The sequence below is a fragment of the Pseudomonas sp. ATCC 43928 genome (assembly GCF_005938665.2).
Classification (GTDB): domain Bacteria; phylum Pseudomonadota; class Gammaproteobacteria; order Pseudomonadales; family Pseudomonadaceae; genus Aquipseudomonas.
Genome location: NZ_CP041753.1, coordinates 126,558 through 144,266, shown reverse-complemented (window position 1 = coordinate 144,266; position 17,709 = coordinate 126,558). Strand labels below are relative to the sequence as shown.

At 60.4% G+C, this 17,709-nt stretch carries 16 protein-coding genes; 12 read left to right on the top strand and 4 right to left on the bottom strand.

Annotated elements, in window-relative coordinates; all coding sequences use genetic code 11:
- Positions 1 to 113 precede the first annotated feature (113 nt).
- Positions 114 to 1,562 (bottom strand): sodium:alanine symporter family protein, encoded by a 1,449-nt coding sequence (locus FFH90_RS00655; protein ID WP_018927384.1) that lies wholly within the window; start codon positions 1,560 to 1,562, stop codon positions 114 to 116.
- Between the two features lie 250 nt (positions 1,563 to 1,812).
- Here FFH90_RS00655 and FFH90_RS00650 point away from each other — a divergent pair, with 250 nt between their 5' ends.
- On the top strand, positions 1,813 to 1,995 hold the full coding sequence (locus FFH90_RS00650) for a hypothetical protein (protein ID WP_138866537.1): 183 nt from the start codon (positions 1,813 to 1,815) through the stop codon (positions 1,993 to 1,995).
- Positions 1,996 to 2,051: 56 nt separating this feature from the next.
- Here the strand turns inward: FFH90_RS00650 and aspA are convergent, their stop codons facing one another.
- On the bottom strand, positions 2,052 to 3,476 hold the full coding sequence (aspA, locus tag FFH90_RS00645; RefSeq protein ID WP_007934488.1) for an aspartate ammonia-lyase: 1,425 nt from the start codon (positions 3,474 to 3,476) through the stop codon (positions 2,052 to 2,054).
- A gap of 180 nt (positions 3,477 to 3,656) precedes the next feature.
- Between aspA and FFH90_RS00640 the strand changes: the two genes are divergently transcribed.
- The 5 genes from FFH90_RS00640 to FFH90_RS00620 all read left to right on the top strand — a co-directional run bounded on the left by FFH90_RS00640 (position 3,657) and on the right by FFH90_RS00620 (position 7,353).
- Complete coding sequence (locus FFH90_RS00640) at positions 3,657 to 4,571, top strand: LysR substrate-binding domain-containing protein (RefSeq protein ID WP_018927385.1); 915 nt, start codon at positions 3,657 to 3,659, stop codon at positions 4,569 to 4,571.
- A 224-nt stretch (positions 4,572 to 4,795) separates the two neighbouring features.
- Positions 4,796 to 5,287 (top strand): 5-(carboxyamino)imidazole ribonucleotide mutase, encoded by a 492-nt coding sequence (gene purE / locus FFH90_RS00635; RefSeq protein WP_003196369.1) that lies wholly within the window; start codon positions 4,796 to 4,798, stop codon positions 5,285 to 5,287.
- An 11-nt stretch (positions 5,288 to 5,298) separates the two neighbouring features.
- Complete coding sequence (locus tag FFH90_RS00630; RefSeq protein ID WP_007934491.1) at positions 5,299 to 6,381, top strand: 5-(carboxyamino)imidazole ribonucleotide synthase; 1,083 nt, start codon at positions 5,299 to 5,301, stop codon at positions 6,379 to 6,381.
- Positions 6,382 to 6,482: 101 nt separating this feature from the next.
- Positions 6,483 to 6,728: a GlsB/YeaQ/YmgE family stress response membrane protein gene (locus FFH90_RS00625; RefSeq protein WP_018927386.1), complete on the top strand. Its 246-nt coding sequence runs from the start codon at positions 6,483 to 6,485 to the stop codon at positions 6,726 to 6,728.
- A gap of 88 nt (positions 6,729 to 6,816) precedes the next feature.
- The gene (locus FFH90_RS00620; protein WP_026286519.1) at positions 6,817 to 7,353 is read left to right on the top strand and encodes a DUF3299 domain-containing protein; all 537 of its coding nucleotides are present in this window, start codon (positions 6,817 to 6,819) and stop codon (positions 7,351 to 7,353) included.
- A gap of 47 nt (positions 7,354 to 7,400) precedes the next feature.
- Here the strand turns inward: FFH90_RS00620 and FFH90_RS00615 are convergent, their stop codons facing one another.
- Positions 7,401 to 8,300: a D-hexose-6-phosphate mutarotase gene (locus FFH90_RS00615; RefSeq protein ID WP_138866536.1), complete on the bottom strand. Its 900-nt coding sequence runs from the start codon at positions 8,298 to 8,300 to the stop codon at positions 7,401 to 7,403.
- Positions 8,301 to 8,373: 73 nt separating this feature from the next.
- Positions 8,374 to 8,778 carry an acyl-CoA thioesterase gene (locus tag FFH90_RS00610; RefSeq protein ID WP_007896491.1) on the bottom strand — a complete coding sequence of 135 codons (405 nt, stop codon included), beginning with the start codon at positions 8,776 to 8,778 and terminating at the stop codon, positions 8,374 to 8,376.
- 365 nt (positions 8,779 to 9,143) lie between these two features.
- Here FFH90_RS00610 and FFH90_RS00605 point away from each other — a divergent pair, with 365 nt between their 5' ends.
- The 6 genes from FFH90_RS00605 to phoU all read left to right on the top strand — a co-directional run bounded on the left by FFH90_RS00605 (position 9,144) and on the right by phoU (position 17,640).
- On the top strand, positions 9,144 to 10,442 hold the full coding sequence (locus tag FFH90_RS00605; protein WP_111453073.1) for an MFS transporter: 1,299 nt from the start codon (positions 9,144 to 9,146) through the stop codon (positions 10,440 to 10,442).
- Between the two features lie 154 nt (positions 10,443 to 10,596).
- Positions 10,597 to 11,598: a phosphate ABC transporter substrate-binding protein PstS gene (locus FFH90_RS00600; protein WP_018927390.1), complete on the top strand. Its 1,002-nt coding sequence runs from the start codon at positions 10,597 to 10,599 to the stop codon at positions 11,596 to 11,598.
- A gap of 489 nt (positions 11,599 to 12,087) precedes the next feature.
- Positions 12,088 to 14,121 carry an ABC transporter permease subunit gene (locus tag FFH90_RS00595; RefSeq protein ID WP_177325193.1) on the top strand — a complete coding sequence of 678 codons (2,034 nt, stop codon included), beginning with the start codon at positions 12,088 to 12,090 and terminating at the stop codon, positions 14,119 to 14,121.
- A 15-nt stretch (positions 14,122 to 14,136) separates the two neighbouring features.
- Positions 14,137 to 15,807, top strand: coding sequence for a phosphate ABC transporter permease PstA (pstA, locus tag FFH90_RS00590; RefSeq protein ID WP_018927392.1), 1,671 nt, complete (start codon positions 14,137 to 14,139; stop codon positions 15,805 to 15,807).
- A 166-nt stretch (positions 15,808 to 15,973) separates the two neighbouring features.
- A complete protein-coding gene (gene pstB, locus FFH90_RS00585; protein WP_008150054.1) occupies positions 15,974 to 16,807 on the top strand; it encodes a phosphate ABC transporter ATP-binding protein PstB in 834 nt (277 codons plus the stop codon).
- Between the two features lie 71 nt (positions 16,808 to 16,878).
- Entirely contained in the window at positions 16,879 to 17,640 is a 762-nt protein-coding gene (phoU, locus tag FFH90_RS00580) for a phosphate signaling complex protein PhoU (RefSeq protein WP_007934507.1), read from the top strand.
- Positions 17,641 to 17,709: the final 69 nt, after the last annotated feature.

Sequence of the window (17,709 nt, the reverse complement as noted above, 5' to 3'; positions counted from 1 at the left end):
TGCACCTTGCGCCGCAGCATGCCTGCGTGCGCAAGGTGTGTCACGTCGAGTGGCAGGACGCCACTCGTTGCGGTCTGTCGCGGCGGGTGGCGGGGAGCCACCCGCCAGGGCGATCAGCGTTGCGTGGCAGGCGTGCCCTGGGCTGCGCCTTGCTCGCGTGGAGCCGATTGGCTTGGGCTGCTCGGCCAGGCCTTCAGGTCCAGGTCCAGATCGGTGAATTTGCTGGAGTCGAACACTGGCTGCTTGACGCCGGCGCGGCGCTGCTCGTCGTAGTCGCGCATCACGCGCAGGCCGACCTTGAACAACATGGCCAGGGCCATCAAGTTGACGAAGGCCAGGCAGGTCATGGTGATGTCGGCGAAGGCGAACACGGTCGACAGGTCCTGCATCGAACCCCATACCACCAGCGCCAGAACCAGGCCGCGGAAAACCATCAGCACGGCGCGGTTGCGGCTGAGGAACTGCAGGCTGTTCTCGCCCAGGTAGTAGTTGTAGAGGATGCAGGTGAAGACGAACAGCGACAGCGCGACGCTGACGAACACGCGGCCCCAGTCACCGACCACGGCGGCCAGCGAGTTCTGGGTCAGGACGATGCCGTCACCTTCGAAGCCCGGGGTGTAGAAGCCCGACAACAGGATCAGCAGCGCGGTGCAGGTGCAGATCACGAAGGTGTCGAGGAACACGCTGAAGGCCTGGACCACGCCCTGGGCGCCCGGGTGCTTCACGGCGGCCACGGCGGCGACGTTCGGCGCACTGCCCAGGCCTGCTTCGTTGGCGAACACGCCACGCTTCACGCCCATCACGATGGCGCTGCCGAGCAGGCCGCCGAAGGCTGGGTCGAGGCCGAAGGCGCTCTTGAAGATGGTTTCCAGCATGGCTGGCACGTGTTCGATCTGGGTGCCGATCACGTACAGGGTCACGCCGATATAGGCCAGGGTCTTGACCGGTACCAGCAGGTCGGACACCGCGGCGATGCGTTTGATGCCGCCGATGAAGGTAATGGCCAGCAGCACCGCCAGGACGATACCGGTGTGGCGTGGGTCGAAGGCAAAGGCGTTCTGCAGCGAGTGGGTCACGGTGTAGGACTGCAGGCCGATGAAGGCGAAGCCGTAGGTGACCAGCAGCAGGATGGAGAACACCACCGCCATGCCTTTCAGCTTCAGGCCGTGCTGGATGTAGTAGGCCGGGCCCCCACGATACAGGCCGTCGCCTTCGGCGCGCTTGTAGACCTGGGCCAGGGTGCATTCGAAGAAGCTGCTGGACATGCCTACCAGTGCGGTGACCCACATCCAGAACACGGCGCCCGGGCCGCCGAGGGTCACGGCGATGCCGACACCGGCGATGTTACCGGCGCCGACGCGGCCGGCGAGGCTCAGCATCAGGGCCTGGAACGAGCTCAGCTGGCCTGCCTGGCCGTGAAGGGACTCTTTGAAGACACTGAACATGTGGCCGAAATGGCGGAACTGGACGAAACGCGAGCGGATCGTGAAGTAGCTACCGAGCCCGACAATGAGCGCGATCAGTACTTTCCCTGAGAGGAAGTCGTTGATGACTTCGAGCATGGATTATTCCTCGCTATTTTTTGTGTGTGCGAATACTGGGTGGTCGACACATCGCGTTACACCAGGTTGTGCGTGGCACAACAGGTGAGTCGAAGGTTCGTCCCTGTTCCATTTCGCGGGTTGTTATTAGTTCGGCTTTCGCATGGGCTTGGGTCTCGTTATCGACGACCGCTCACGCGAAGAGGGCCGGCACTATACATAGGAGAGTGCCGTCCGTCTGCACAGTTGTGGTGCAATCGACGAAACGAAAGTGCTGCAAAATCAAAAAATCGCAGCCTTCGGCAGCCTCTACGGGTCTCTGTCAAACCCTGTAGAAGCTGTCGAAGGCTGCGATCTTGGCGGCACTGAAAACATTCAACATGTTCGTAAAATCCGCAAAGTGTTGGAAAAAAAAGGGCTTGAGGGAGTAAATCCCCAAGCCCTCAAAAGGTGAGAGGTGTCTAGTCCCTCGACCTGGTGAGCGTGCTCTTCAAAAGAGCCTGCGTTTGGTTAAGCCTTCAAAGGCACCAGACGCGGAGCAATCATGTTTTCCGGGCGCAGGATGTCGGCGAGCATTTCTTCGTCGAGCAAGCGTTCCTCGCGCACCAGTTCCAGCACGCCGCGGCCGCTTTCGAGGGCAACACGGGCAATGCGGGTGGCGTTTTCATAGCCGATGTACGGGTTCAGCGCGGTGACCAGGCCAATCGAGTGTTCGACCAGTTCACGGCAACGCTCTTCGTTGGCGGTGATGCCGACGATGCAGTGCTCGCGCAGCATGTCCATGGCACGTTGCAGCAGGCGGATCGAGTCGAAGATCTTGAAGGCGATCAGCGGCTCCATCACGTTCAGCTGCAGCTGGCCGCCTTCGGCCGCGATGGTCAGGGCCAGGTCGTTGCCGATGATCTGGAACGCCACCTGGTTCACGGCTTCAGGGATAACCGGGTTGACCTTGCCTGGCATGATCGAGCTGCCTGGCTGACGCGCTGGCAGGTTGATTTCGTTGATGCCGGTGCGTGGGCCGCTGGACAGCAGACGCAGGTCGTTGCAGATCTTCGACAGCTTGACCGCGGTACGCTTGAGCATGCCGGAGAACAGCACGAAGGCGCCCATGTCGGAGGTGGCTTCGATCAGGTCGGCGGCTGGCACCAGCGGTTGACCGCTGATCAGGGCCAGACGCTGAACGGCCAGGGCCTGGTAACGCGGGTCGGCGTTGATGCCGGTACCGATCGCGGTGCCGCCCAGGTTCACTTCGGTCAGCAGTTCAGGCGCCAGGGATTTGAGGCGTGCCAGGTCTTCGCTCAGGGTGGTGGCGAAGGCGCGGAATTCCTGGCCGAGGGTCATCGGCACGGCGTCTTGCAGCTGGGTACGGCCCATCTTCAGGACGTGGCTGAATTCTTCACCTTTGGCGGCGAACGACTGGATCAGGCTGTCGAGGCTGGCCAGCAGCGCGTCGTGACCCAACAGCAGACCCAGGCGGATAGCCGTCGGGTAGGCGTCGTTGGTCGACTGCGCCATGTTCACGTCGTTGTTCGGGTGCAGGTACTGGTATTCGCCCTTGCTGTGGCCCATGGCCTCCAGCGCGATGTTGGCGATGACTTCGTTGGCATTCATGTTGGTTGAAGTGCCAGCGCCGCCTTGAATCATGTCCACCACGAATTCTTCGTGGAAATCGCCGCGGATCAATCGGGCACAGGCTTCGCTGATGGCAGCGTGCTTGGCTTCGCTCAGGTGACCCAGCTCGCGGTTGGCGTCAGCGGCGGCCTGTTTGACCATCGCCAGACCAACAACCAGTTTTGGGTAATGCGAAATCGGAACGCCGGAGAGACGGAAGTTGTTCACCGCTCGCAGGGTCTGGATGCCGTAATACGCTTGAGCAGGTACTTCGAGTACGCCAAGCAGGTCTTTTTCTGTGCGGAAAGATGCAGCGGAGGACATGATAGAAATCATCTCGATATGGACCCGGTCTGTGCCGGAATAGCGCAAATGCTAGGCTTGAGAAGAATTTTGGGCCAATGCTGTTAAACACTGGGCTATGCACATTCGGCATAATGTCGGTGTGACGCCGCGTACGTGGCGAACGTGTGACCTAAATTGGTGCATGTCCGGGAGGGCGTGATGAATCTGGAAAGCAAATGGCTGGAGGACTTTAGTGCTCTGGCTGCCACCCGCAGCTTCTCCCAGGCGGCCGAAAGACGCTTCGTGACTCAGCCCGCCTTCAGTCGGCGGATCCGCAGCCTCGAAGCCGCGTTGGGGCTGACCCTGGTCAATCGCTCTCGCACCCCGGTCGAGCTGACGGCAGCGGGGCAGTTGTTTCTCGTGACCGCGCGAACCGTGGTCGAACAGCTGGGTGAAGTGTTACGTCATCTTCATCACCTGGAAGGCGGGCAGGGCGAGGTGATCCAGGTCGCCGCCGCCCACTCCCTGGCACTGGGTTTCTTTCCACGCTGGATCGCACAATTGCGCAACGAAGGGCTGAACATTGCCACGCGGCTGGTGGCCACCAACGTCGGCGATGCGGTGCATGCGCTGCGTGAAGGCGGGTGTGATCTGATGCTGGCGTTCTATGATCCGGACTCCGCGATGCAAATGGACCCGGAAATTTTCCCGTCACTGCATCTGGGAGACACTGAAATGCTCCCGGTGTGCGCCGCGGATGCTGACGGCAAACCGTTGTTCGACCTGGAAGGCGAGACCAGCGTGCCTTTGCTGGCCTACAGCGCCGGGGCATTTCTCGGGCGCTCGGTGAATATGCTGTTGCGCCAGCGTGCCCTGAGGTTCACCACTATTTACGAGACCGCCATGGCCGACAGCCTGAAAAGCATGGCGCTGGAAGGCCTGGGCATCGCCTGGGTGCCGCGCTTGAGCGCGCGCGCCGAATTGGCTCGCGGCGAGTTGGTCATCTGCGGTGGCCCGCAATGGCATGTGCCGCTGGAGATTCGGCTGTATCGCTGCGCGTTGGTGCGCAAGGCGAATGTTCGGTTGCTCTGGCGCAAGCTGGAAGGCGGCACAGCGCCAAACCCTGCGGGTTAATGATTTTTTGTAGGCGTCGGGCTGACCCTGAAGTCAATAAAACCGGTACTTTGCGCCGTATGACAGATGGTCGTATGGGGGGCTGTTTATCTGCTTCATTGAGGTATACTGCGCGGCCTTCGGCCGGTTTGACTGGCCATAATTCGTACAATCAAGCCACGCATTTTGCGTGGCTTGTTGTTTTTTGACGCGCCTGCGGGCGCCCAGAGAGAAGAGGCACGACGATGAGCGCACTGGTTGGCGTGATCATGGGCTCCAAGTCCGATTGGTCCACCCTTAGCCACACCGCCGATATGCTGGAAAAGCTCGGCATCCCTTACGAGGTGAAAGTGGTCTCTGCCCACCGCACCCCGGACCTGCTGTTCCAGTATGCCGAAGAGGCTGAGGCCCGTGGCATCGAGGTGATCATCGCCGGTGCCGGTGGCGCGGCCCACCTGCCTGGCATGTGTGCGGCCAAAACCCACCTGCCGGTGCTGGGCGTGCCGGTGCAGTCGTCGATGCTCTCGGGCGTCGATTCGCTGCTTTCTATCGTGCAGATGCCAGCCGGCATTCCGGTCGCCACCCTGGCCATCGGCAAGGCCGGTGCGATCAACGCAGCCCTGCTCTCGGCGAGCATCCTGGGCGCCAAGCATCCGCAGTTTCATACCGTGCTGAAAAAATTCCGCGCTGAGCAGACAGACAGCGTCCTGGACAATCCAGACCCACGCATCGCCTGAGGTTGTTGACGATGAAGATCGGTGTAATCGGTGGCGGCCAGTTGGGTCGCATGTTGGCGCTGGCGGGCACTCCGCTGGGCATGAACTTCGCTTTCCTGGACCCGGCGCCGGATGCTTGCGCAGCCGCATTGGGCGAACACCTGCGGGCCGATTACGGCGATCAGGATCATCTGCGTCAGTTGGCCGATGAAGTCGATCTGGTGACCTTCGAGTTCGAAAGCGTCCCGGCCGAAACCGTGGCCTTCCTGTCGCAATTCGTTCCGGTGTACCCGAGCGCCGAAGCGCTGCGCATTGCCCGCGATCGCTGGTTCGAGAAGAGCATGTTCAAGGACCTGGGGATCCCGACTCCCGCGTTCGCCGACATCCAGTCCCAGGCTGACCTGGACGCCGCCGTGGCCTCCATCGGCCTGCCGGCCGTGCTGAAAACCCGCACCCTGGGTTACGACGGCAAGGGTCAGAAAGTCCTGCGCAAGCCTGAAGATGTGGTCGGCACCTTCGCCGAACTGGGCAGCGTCGCCTGCTTGCTGGAAGGCTTCGTGCCGTTCACTGGCGAAGTCTCGCTGATCGCCGTGCGCGCTCGCGATGGCGAAACCAAGTTCTACCCGCTGGTGCACAACACCCACGACAGCGGCATCCTCAAGCTGTCCGTGGCCAGCACCGACCACCCGTTGCAAGCGTTGGCTGAAGACTACTCCAGCCGGGTACTCAAGCAGCTGGACTACGTCGGCGTGATGGCGTTCGAGTTCTTCGAAGTCGACGGTGGCCTCAAGGCCAACGAGATCGCCCCGCGTGTGCACAACTCCGGGCACTGGACCACCGAAGGTGCCGAGTGCAGTCAGTTCGAAAACCACCTGCGGGCCGTTGCCGGTCTGCCGCTGGGTTCGACGGCCAAGGTCGGCGAGAGCGCGATGCTCAACTTCATCGGCAAAGTCCCGGACACCGAGAAAGTCCTGGCCATCGCCGATTGCCATCTGCATCACTACGGCAAGGCCTTCAAGGTCGGCCGCAAGGTCGGTCACGCCAACCTGCGTTGTGCTGACCGTGCGACGCTTGCCGCGCAGATCCTCAAGGTCGAAGCGCTGATTGCCGAATAGTTTCATGTGGCGGCGGCGGAACCTTCCGAGGCCGCCGTTCTCTGATGGCAGGATGCCAAAGTCTGGCTAGGCTTTAGCCAATTCAATCAGAGGGAAATGCCATGGGAATTATCGGAACCATCTTTATCGGCTTGATCGTCGGCCTGCTGGCTCGGTTTCTGAAACCGGGCGATGACAGCATGGGCTGGATCATGACCATCCTGCTCGGTATCGGCGGTTCGCTGGCGGCCACTTACGGCGGCCAGGCCCTGGGCATCTACCATGCGGGTCAGGGCGCAGGGTTCATCGGTGCGCTGGTGGGCGCGGTGATATTGCTGGTGGTCTACGGCCTGATCAAAAAGAACTGATTCAAGCGACAAAGCCCTCTCTGCGCCAACACCGGAGAGGGCTAGAATGCTTGGCGTTATACCGTCCTTTCCTTTGCCGAGCACCTTCATGCGCCGTCTTCTGTTGACTCTTCTCTTCCTGGGCAGTGGTTTGGCCCATGCCGGCGAACTGCCGGAAACCGACTGGCTCGAACTGATGCCCAAGTCGGACCAGAAGGCCCTCGAGGCCATGCCCGAAATCGATCACAACTCACCGGAAGCCAATGGCACCTTTACCCAAAAAGGTGGCATGAAGCAGAGCAAGGGCTTGCCGGCGGTGATGTATTCGACCAAGACCGTGCCGTCGATGAACGACAAGCACATCCGCATCGGCGGTTATCCGGTACCGCTGGAATCCGATGCGAAGGGCCGCAGCACGTTGTTCTTCCTCGTGCCGTACCCGGGCGCTTGTATCCACGTGCCACCGCCGCCGCCTAACCAACTGGTGCTGGTGCGTTATCCCAAAGGCCTGAAGCTGAATGACATCTACACACCGCTGTGGGTGACCGGCACGCTGAAGATCGAGAAGGTCAGCAACGACCTGGCGGATGCGGCGTATGCGCTGGATGCGGCGCAGGTGCGGGTGGTCAAGGAGTCGGATTTGTAGGTTTTTAAATGTGGGAGCAAGCCTGCTCCCACATTTATTGTGTGGTGTTAAAGCGGTTTGCTGGCGATGCTCACGCCCAGGGTATGGCTAGCCCCCGGCGCCAGCGTCACCACGTCATCCATCACATTTGCCGTTTCAATGCACAACATGCGCTGCCAGCCATCGTCAGCCATGTCGCTGAACGCCGCCGCACGGTCGACCCACGGGTTCCAGATCACCGCCGAGCGCGAACCGCTGCTGGTCAGTTCAATGCGTCGCTCCCAATGCGGGTCAACGATGCTCAATGTCGGCGGGGTATTCAGATAGATGCGGTCGGTCTCACCGGTAAAACGCAGATCACCGGTCTGAGTGACGGTTTTCCAGTCGTCCAGCGTCTCGATGTAACTCAAGCCATCCAGCCCTTCAACGTGCACGTTGCGCACATCGCTGACTGCGAAATAGCTGTGCAGCGCCTGGCTGATCGTGACGGGTTCAGCGCCCTTGTTGTCGCTCGTCAGGCTGATATGCAACTGTTTATCCAGACGAATGCTCAGTTTCAAGTCCACCTGATGCGGCCAGCCTGGCAGTCCGCCTTCAGGGTAGGGCAGGACGAATTCCACCTTCAGGCTTTCGCCCTCGGTTTCGATGCTGCCCAGTTCCCAGTCCATCGCTCGCACCAGCCCGTGAGCGGTCGGCGGCTCCTGGCTGATGCGCATGGCCTGGACACTCTGCGGGTTGCGCGACAGATTGCCGAACCACGGCCAGCACACCGGCACACCGGCACGAATAGCTTTGCCGGTCTTGAACACCGCCTCGTCGTTGAGCCAGATCAGCGGCGGTTGGCCGGCCAATTGATAACTGAGGATGTGCGCGCCTTGCTGGGCCACCAGCAATTCGGCCTGACCGTGGCGGATGCGCCAGCAGTTCAGTTCATCCAGTTTCACGGCTTCGACGGTGGGCGTGCTCATGGGGCGACTCTCAATCAGGAACAATGACTGCTATGGACCGCAAAACGGTCACCGCGTTTAACGAGCGCCTTGTTTAACGAGCTCTGGGCGGAACCGAACGAGTGCGGCCGCTGCCGTCGATGGCGACGAACACAAACACGGCTTCGGTCACTTTACGCCACTCGCTGGACAGTGGATCGTCGCTCCAGACTTCAACCATCATCTGAATCGAGCTGCGACCGATTTCCAGGGCCTGGGTATAGAAGGAGAGCTGAGCGCCCACCGCCACCGGCACCAGAAACGCCATGCGATCGATCGCAACGGTGGCCACGCGACCACCGGCAACCTTGCTGGCCATTGCGGTGCCAGCCAAATCCATCTGCGCCACCAGCCAGCCGCCGAAAATATCGCCAAAGCCGTTGGTTTCACGCGGAAGCGCGGTAATTTGCAGGGCCAGGTCGCCTTGCGGGATTGGATCTTCTTGTTCGAGCTCTATCATGCCGGGGGTGCCTCTGACCCGTGACTCTCATTGGTACTTCAGGTGAATAGCCGTCTCAAGGAAAAACGATTCAGCCCCGAACATACTACGTTCGTCACGTTTTTCGTAAGGCGCCTAAAGGGAAACTCTGCGAAATCGGCTGACGGGTGCCAACGACGGTTTCGCACAGCAACCCCTTACAAACCGTTGCAACGTTGTGAGTATATCGGTCGATAGACTTCGAGACGACCGTCCGGTTCTCATTTCGACCGTCAAATACGCACCTCTATGTGCTTTTTCGAACAATTTGCTATCGTGCCGAACCTGCCCAAGCCTCCGCCAGCGTTGTTGAGGTTGCAGATCTGACTATAAGAGAAGCCCTTGCCATGACCACAGCGCCCTCGAGCATCGCGCAACCAGCCCAACCTGCACGTCCGCTGACCCGCAACGACTACAAGACATTGTCGCTGTCTGCCTTGGGCGGTGCGCTGGAGTTTTACGACTTCATCATCTTTGTGTTCTTCGCCACAGTGGTCGGCAAACTGTTCTTCCCCGCCGACATGCCCGAGTGGCTGCGCCTGATGCAGACGTTCGGCATTTTCGCCGCCGGTTACCTGGCCAGGCCGCTGGGCGGCATCGTCATGGCGCACTTCGGTGACCTGCTGGGACGCAAGAAGATGTTCACCCTGAGCATTTTCATGATGGCGGTGCCGACCCTGATCATGGGCTTGCTGCCGACTTATGCGCAGATAGGCATGTGGGCGCCGATCCTGTTGCTGCTGATGCGGGTGATCCAGGGCGCAGCGATTGGCGGAGAAGTGCCGGGAGCCTGGGTATTCGTTTCCGAACACGTACCGCAACGGCATATCGGTTATGCCTGCGGCACGCTGACCAGCGGTCTGACTGCCGGCATTCTTTTGGGCTCGTTGGTCGCCACGGCAATCAACAGCCTCTATACGCCGGTGGAAGTGGCCGATTACGCCTGGCGGATCCCGTTCCTGCTGGGCGGCGTGTTTGGCCTGTTCTCGGTCTACCTGCGCCGCTGGCTGCACGAAACCCCGGTGTTTGCCGAACTGCAATTGCGTAAAGCCCTGGCCGAAGAAGTGCCGCTGCGCGCTGTGCTGCGTGACCATCGCGGTGCGATTCTGATTTCCATGCTGCTGACCTGGTTGCTGTCCGCCGGGATCATCGTGGTCATCCTCATGACGCCGACTGTATTGCAGACCGTTTACCACTTCCCGCCGACTACCGCGTTGCAGGCCAACAGCCTGGCCATCGTGTTCCTGAGCCTGGGCTGTGTGGCCTCCGGTGCACTGGCTGACCGTTTTGGCGCCGGGCGGGTGTTCGTGTTCGGTAGCGCGTTGCTGCTGCTGACCTCGTGGACCTTCTATCACAGCCTGTTCAATCATCCCGACTGGCTGTTCCCGATGTATGCCCTGACCGGTTTGCTGGTCGGCACCATCGGTGCAGTGCCGTATGTGATGGTCAAAGCCTTCCCGGCGGTGGTGCGCTTCAGCGGCCTGTCGTTCTCCTACAACCTGGCCTACGCCATCTTCGGCGGCCTGACCCCGATGGTCGTCACCCTGCTGCTCAAGGAAAGCCCGATGGGGCCGGCGTATTACGTAGCGATCATTTGTGGTGTCGGGGTTCTGGTGGGCGGGTATCTCTGGAAGAAGGGGCGCTAACCTTGTAACCGATCATTCCCACGCAGAGCGTGGGAACGATCTATCGCTAGATGCTGGCCTTTCATCCAATTGTCATATTTCAGCCATAGAGTGTTCACACGGCCTGCTGATACTTGGCCCCGACTTAACACACCCTATCTGCTAGGAGTAAGGCATGAAACTGAAGCGTTTGATGGCGGCAATGACTTTTGTCGCTGCTGGCGTTGCGACTGCCAACGCGGTTGCCGCTGTTGACCCTGCTATCCCGAGCTACACCAAGACCACTGGTGTGTCGGGCAACCTGTCCAGCGTCGGCTCCGATACCCTGGCCAACCTCATGACCCTGTGGGCTGAGAACTACAAAAAAGAATACCCGAACGTAAACATCCAGATTCAGGCCGCTGGCTCTGCCACCGCGCCACCTGCGCTGACTGAAGGCACCTCCAACCTGGGCCCGATGAGCCGCAAGATGAAGGACACCGAACTGGCGGCCTTCGAGCAGAAGTACGGCTACAAGCCAACCGCTATCCCGGTGGCCGTGGACGCCCTGGCGGTCTTCGTACACAAAGACAACCCGATCCAGCACCTGACCATGGAACAAGTCGACGCGATCTTCTCCTCGACTCGTCTGTGCGGCGCCAAAGCTGATGTGAAAACCTGGGGCGACCTGGGTGTGACCGGCGACCTGGCCAACAAGCCAGTACAACTGTTCGGCCGTAACTCGGTATCCGGCACTTATGGCTACTTCAAAGAAGAAGCCCTGTGCAAAGGCGACTACAAGCCAAACGTTAACGAACAACCAGGTTCGGCTTCGGTCGTGCAGTCGATCAGCTCCTCGCTGAACGGCATCGGTTACTCGGGCATCGGCTACAAGACCGCCAGCGTGAAGACCGTGGCCCTGGCCAAGAAAGGCAGCACTGACTTCATCGAAGACAGCGAAGAAAACGCCCTGAACGGTAAATACCCGCTGTCGCGTTTCCTCTACGTATATGTCAACAAGGCCCCTAACAAGCCTCTGGCCCCGCTGGAAGCCGAGTTCGTGAAACTGGTTCTGTCCAAGCAGGGCCAGGAAGTTGTAGTGAAAGACGGCTACATCCCACTGCCAGCCAAGGTTGCTGCAAAAGCTCTGGCTGACCTGGGTCTGGCGGAAGGCGGCGCTGAAGTCGCAAAAAAGTAAAACCCTAGGTCCGGGGTAAACCCGGACCTGCGTAGGAGCGAGGCTTGCCCGCGAAAGCGGTGGGTCGGTCAACATTGATGTTGAATGTAACGACCCCTTCGCGGGCAAGCCTCGCTCCTACAATTGCCGGTAAATACCGGCCCCCAAATTTCCGATCCACTGCCAGTTTCCACTGGCGGCGGATTTGTTGCGTCACTGCATTGTCATCTTTCTGTCATACAGGATCGCTAGGGTGTGCGCATGAATGATCTGGCCAATTCCACCATGACTACAAATCCCCCCAAGCGAATTGACTTCAATACGCCTGAGCTGCACCGCAAGCGCCGTATTCGTGCGCTGAAAGATCGCCTGACCCGTTGGTATGTGCTTGTCGGCGGCCTCGCCGTCCTGGGCGCGATCACCCTGATCTTCTTCTTCCTCGGTTATGTTGTCGCGCCGCTGTTCCAGGGGGCTGATCTGACCGCCAAAGACGCCATCACGCCCGCCTGGATGCAAGACGCCGGCAAGCCGCTGATGATCTCCCTTGAAGAACAGAACCAGGTGGCCATGCGGGTTTCCGACAAGGGCCAGGCGCTATTCTTTGATATCGATAGCGGCGCCGAACTGCGCCGTGTCGACCTGCCGATCCCGGCCGGTACCAGCGTGACCTCCATCGGTGAAGATCAACCCGGCCATCCATTGGTCGCAGTGGGGTTGTCCAACGGTCAGGTGCTGGTGTTCCGTCACACCTATAAAGTCAGCTACCCGGACGGCAAGAAAACCATCTCGCCGGCCATCGAATACCCGTACGGCGAAACGCCAATCGCGCTGAACGAGGCGGGCGGCGCTCTGGAGCACGTCAGCCTCAATGCCACCGATTCGACCCTGCTGCTGGCTGGCTCCACTGGTGCGCAACTGCATGTCATGTCGCTGACCAGCGAAGAAAACATGATGACCGGCGAAGTCACCAACGAGCAGAAACGCATCGACCTGCCGCAAATGACCGAGCCAGTGAAGAACATCTTCGTCGACCCGCGTCAGCAGTGGCTGTACGTGGTCAACGGTCGTGCTCAGGCTGACGTTTTCAGCCTGCGCGACAAGAGTCTCAACGGTCGCTACAAATTGCTCGAAGACGGCGATGCCGAGATTACCGCCAGCACCCAGCTGGTGGGTGGTATCTCACTGATCCTCGGCGACTCCAAGGGCGGTCTCGCCCAGTGGTTCATGGCTCGCGATCACGATGGCGAACTGCGCCTGAAGCAAATCCGCACCTTCCAGATGGGCGCTGCGCCGATTGTTGAAATCACCGCCGAAGAACGTCGAAAAGGCTTCGTTGCCCTTGATGCGTCCGGCAAGCTCGGCGTGTTCCACAGCACCGCGCACCGCACTTTGCTGGTGGATCAGGTGGTCGACGGCCAAGGCCTGTTCGGCCTGTCGCCACGGGCCAACCGCGTGATCGTGGAGCAGGGCGGCAAGCTGCAACCGTTGCTGCTCGACAACCCGCACCCGGAAGTTTCCTGGAGCGCGTTGTGGAGCAAAGTCTGGTACGAGAACTACGACGAGCCTAAATACGTCTGGCAATCGACCGCCGCCAACACCGACTTCGAACCCAAACTGAGTCTCTCGCCGCTGACCTTCGGTACCCTGAAAGCCGCGTTCTACGCCATGCTGCTGGCCGCGCCCCTGGCCGTCGCCGCGGCGATCTACACCGCGTACTTCATGGCCCCGGGCATGCGTCGCAAGGTCAAGCCGGTGATCGAGCTGATGGAAGCGATGCCGACGGTGATCCTCGGCTTCTTCGCCGGCCTGTTCCTCGCACCGTATGTAGAAGGGCATTTGCCGGGCATCTTCAGCCTGCTGATGCTCCTGCCGATCGGCATTCTGGTGGCGGGTTTCGTCTTCAGTCGCCTGCCTGAGTCGATCCGCCTGAAAGTGCCGGACGGCTGGGAAAGCGCGATCCTGATTCCGGTGATTCTGTTCGTGGGCTGGCTGTCGCTGTACATGAGCCCGTACATGGAAGCCTGGTTCTTCGGCGGTGACATGCGTATGTGGATCTCCCACGACCTGGGCATCACCTACGACCAGCGCAACGCTCTGGTGGTCGGCCTGGCCATGGGCTTTGCAGTCATCCCGAACATCTACTCGATCGCCGAAGACGCCGTGTTCAGCGTGCCACGCGGCCTGACCCTCGGTTCCCTGGCCCTTGGCGCCACGCCGTGGCAGACCATGACTCGCGTGGTGATCCTCACCGCCAGCCCGGGCATCTTCTCGGCGCTGATGATCGGCATGGGCCGTGCGGTCGGTGAAACCATGATCGTGCTGATGGCCACCGGTAACACCCCGGTCATGGAAATGAACCTGTTCGAAGGCCTGCGCACACTGGCAGCCAACGTCGCGGTGGAAATGCCCGAATCGGAAGTCGGCGGCAGCCACTACCGCGTGCTGTTCCTCTCGGCGCTGGTGCTGCTGTTGTTCACCTTCATCATGAACACCCTCGCGGAACTGATTCGTCAGCGTCTGCGCAAGAAATACTCGTCGCTTTAACAAAGGTAGAAGTCTGTGAAACAGAACTCCCTGAATGGATGGTTCAAGAGCGGCGCCCCCGGCGTCTGGATCAGCGGCGGCGCGGTGTCCATTGCGGTCATCATGACCATTGGCCTGCTGGCGGTGATTGCCGTGCGCGGTCTGGGGCACTTCTGGCCGGCGGACCTGATCCACGCCAATTACGACGTGCCGGGCCAGGCCAACCACCTGGTCATCGGCGAAGTGGTGCAGAAGGAAGAAGTGCCACGCGAGCGCCTGAAAACCGCTGGCCTGCCAGTGCCCGATCAGGGCCCGGAGTTCATGACCCGCGAGCTGATCAAGGTCGGCAACCGCGATCTGAACGGCACTGACTTCACCTGGATTGTCGGCGAGTGGCTGACCAACCAGAAAACCCCGCCAGAGCTGATGACCATCGAGCGTCGCGAGTGGGGCAACTTCTACGGCTACCTGGTCAACGTCAAAGAGGACGGCAAGGTCGTCGCTGAAGGCGAAGCCGCATGGCCTGAGTTGCAGGCCCGTGTCGATCGCGTCAACCAGTTGGCTGGGCAGCTCAAGAGCCTGGAAAAAACCGACATCGGCGCGATCAACGCCGGTCTCGAACGTGTTCGTCTGCACGGTCGCAAGCTGGAATTGGCCGGCCGTCTCGACGCTACCGCACAGGCGGACCTGGAGTCTGAGCGCGCCGAGCTGAATGCCCGTTATCAGGAAATCGAAGCGCGTCTGAACGACCTGCACAAGCAGTTCAACCGTGACAGCCTGACGGCTCGTGACGCGAACGGTAAAGAGGTCGAGATCGGTATCGGCAAAGTGGTTCACGCCTATCAGCCGAACGCCATGAGCACCTTTACCAAGGTTGGCTTCTACTTCAGCAAGGTCTGGGAATTCCTCAGTGATGACCCGCGCGAAGCCAACACCGAAGGCGGGATCTTCCCGGCGATTTTCGGCACCGTGATGATGACCCTGATCATGGCGATGATCGTCACTCCGTTCGGTGTGCTGGCGGCGGTCTACCTGCGTGAATACGCCAAGCAGAACACCCTGACCCGAGTGATCCGTATTGCGGTGAACAACCTGGCGGGCGTACCGGCGATCGTTTACGGCGTGTTCGGCCTGGGCTTCTTCGTTTATGTGCTGGGCGGCTCGATCGACCGGTTGTTCTTCCCCGAAGCCTTGCCGGCGCCGACCTTCGGTACGCCGGGTCTGTTGTGGGCTTCGTTGACCTTGGCCCTGCTGGCTGTGCCGGTGGTGATCGTGGCCACCGAAGAAGGCCTGGCGCGGATTCCTCGCACCGTGCGCGAAGGCTCGTTGGCCCTCGGCGCGACCAAGGCCGAGACCTTGTGGAAGATCGTGCTGCCGATGGCCAGCCCGGCAATGATGACCGGCATGATCCTCGCCGTGGCCCGCGCCGCCGGTGAAGTGGCGCCGCTGATGCTGGTGGGTGTAGTGAAACTGGCGCCGTCGCTGCCGCTGGATGGCAACTACCCGTACCTGCACCTGGACCAGAAGATCATGCACCTGGGCTTCCACATTTATGACGTCGGCTTCCAGAGCCCGAACGTAGAAGCCGCGCGGCCGCTGGTGTATGCCACGGCGCTGCTGCTGGTGCTGGTGATCGCGACATTGAACCTGTCGGCCGTTTATATCCGTAACCACCTGCGCGAGAAGTACAAGGCGCTGGATAGCTAATCAACACCGAACTGTAGGAGCCGGCTTGCTGGCGAAGGCATCACCGCGGTGAGCCTGCGGGACCGAGTTGCCTGCATCGCCAGCAAGCCGGCTCCTACAAAGAATTGCGTAACCGCGGGCCTGGCCTGCGGCCCCGAACCGAATTTGTTAGCACAGGGAGCCTCCCATGCAGCACGAAGCACACACTCACGGCATCAACATGTCGGCCCTGGGCCGCGACAAACAGAGCCTGAGTCTCGAGCAGGAAACCGTGGCCATCGAAGTGCCGGGGTTGAGCCTGTTCTACGGCGACAAACAAGCGCTGTATGACGTCAGCATGAACATCCCGAAACAGCGCGTGACCGCCTTCATCGGCCCGTCCGGCTGTGGCAAGTCCACGCTGTTGCGCACTTTCAACCGCATGAACGACCTGGTGGATGGCTGCCGCGTCGAAGGCGCGATCAACCTCTACGGCAACAACATCTACCGCAAGGGCGAGGACGTGGCCGAGCTGCGTCGTCGCGTCGGCATGGTGTTCCAGAAGCCCAACCCGTTCCCGAAAACCATCTATGAAAACGTGGTTTACGGCTTGCGCATCCAGGGCATCAACAAAAAGCGCATCCTCGACGAAGCCGTCGAGTGGGCGTTGAAAGGCGCGGCGCTGTGGGATGAAGTCAAGGATCGTCTGCACGAGTCGGCACTCGGTCTGTCCGGTGGTCAGCAGCAACGTCTGGTGATTGCCCGCACCATCGCCGTGGAGCCGGAAGTGCTGCTGCTCGACGAACCGTGCTCGGCACTCGACCCGATCTCCACGCTGAAAGTCGAAGAGCTGATCTACGAACTGAAATCCAAGTTCACCATTGTTATCGTGACCCACAACATGCAACAGGCCGCGCGGGTTTCCGACTACACGGCGTTCATGTATATGGGCAAACTGGTGGAGTTCGGCGACACCGACACCCTGTTCACCAATCCGGCGAAGAAGCAGACCGAAGACTACATCACCGGTCGTTACGGCTAGGAAGCTGTTGTTGCTCACTGAACTGACGCTGCGGCCCACCGCACCTTACCGGACGCTCCAAGGACGCCAACATGATTAGTAAAGAAGGCCTTACCCATCACATCTCCCAGCAGTTCAACGCTGAGCTCGAGGAAGTGCGCAGCCACCTCCTGGCCATGGGCGGGCTGGTCGAGAAGCAGGTCAACGACGCGGTCACCGCGCTGATCGAGGCCGATTCCGGCCTGGCCCAGCAAGTGCGCGAGGTCGACGACCAGATCAACCAGATGGAACGCAACATCGACGAAGAATGCCTGCGCATTCTGGCCCGTCGTCAGCCGGCGGCGTCGGACTTGCGTCTGATCATCAGCATCTCCAAATCGGTGATCGACCTCGAGCGTATCGGCGACGAAGCCACCAAGATCGCCCGTCGCGCCATTCAGTTGTGTGAAGAAGGCGAAGCGCCGCGCGGTTATGTCGAGGTTCGCCACATCGGCGACCAGGTGCGCAACATGGTTCGCGATGCCCTGGACGCATTTGCCCGCTTCGACGCCGACCTGGCGCTGTCGGTGGCGCAGTACGACAAAATCATCGACCGCGAATACAAGACCGCGCTGCGCGAACTCGCCACCTACATGATGGAAGATCCACGCTCTATCTCGCGTGTCTTGAGCATTATCTGGGTGCTGCGTTCCCTTGAGCGAATCGGCGACCACGCGCGCAATATCTCGGAACTGGTGATTTACCTGGTGCGCGGCACCGACGTGCGTCACCTGGGCCTCAAGCGCATGAAGGAAGAAGTGGAAGGCACAAGTGCCGAAACCGCTAATGTTCCGGACAAAGCTGACGATAAGTAAGGTTGCCCAAGAAAAAGCGCCCGGCCTCTTGGCCGGGCGTTTTTGTTTGTGTGGCTTTTGAACTGAAAA

Coding starts and splice junctions, on each gene's coding strand:
- FFH90_RS00655 (WP_018927384.1), bottom strand. CDS start 1,562: ATGCTCGAAGTCATCAACGACTTCCTCTCAGGGAAAGTACTGATCGCG.
- aspA (WP_007934488.1), bottom strand. CDS start 3,476: ATGTCCTCCGCTGCATCTTTCCGCACAGAAAAAGACCTGCTTGGCGTA.
- FFH90_RS00640 (WP_018927385.1), top strand. CDS start 3,657: ATGAATCTGGAAAGCAAATGGCTGGAGGACTTTAGTGCTCTGGCTGCC.
- purE (WP_003196369.1), top strand. CDS start 4,796: ATGAGCGCACTGGTTGGCGTGATCATGGGCTCCAAGTCCGATTGGTCC.
- FFH90_RS00630 (WP_007934491.1), top strand. CDS start 5,299: ATGAAGATCGGTGTAATCGGTGGCGGCCAGTTGGGTCGCATGTTGGCG.
- FFH90_RS00625 (WP_018927386.1), top strand. CDS start 6,483: ATGGGAATTATCGGAACCATCTTTATCGGCTTGATCGTCGGCCTGCTG.
- FFH90_RS00620 (WP_026286519.1), top strand. CDS start 6,817: ATGCGCCGTCTTCTGTTGACTCTTCTCTTCCTGGGCAGTGGTTTGGCC.
- FFH90_RS00615 (WP_138866536.1), bottom strand. CDS start 8,300: ATGAGCACGCCCACCGTCGAAGCCGTGAAACTGGATGAACTGAACTGC.
- FFH90_RS00610 (WP_007896491.1), bottom strand. CDS start 8,778: ATGATAGAGCTCGAACAAGAAGATCCAATCCCGCAAGGCGACCTGGCC.
- FFH90_RS00605 (WP_111453073.1), top strand. CDS start 9,144: ATGACCACAGCGCCCTCGAGCATCGCGCAACCAGCCCAACCTGCACGT.
- FFH90_RS00600 (WP_018927390.1), top strand. CDS start 10,597: ATGAAACTGAAGCGTTTGATGGCGGCAATGACTTTTGTCGCTGCTGGC.
- FFH90_RS00595 (WP_177325193.1), top strand. CDS start 12,088: ATGCAAGACGCCGGCAAGCCGCTGATGATCTCCCTTGAAGAACAGAAC.
- pstB (WP_008150054.1), top strand. CDS start 15,974: ATGCAGCACGAAGCACACACTCACGGCATCAACATGTCGGCCCTGGGC.
- phoU (WP_007934507.1), top strand. CDS start 16,879: ATGATTAGTAAAGAAGGCCTTACCCATCACATCTCCCAGCAGTTCAAC.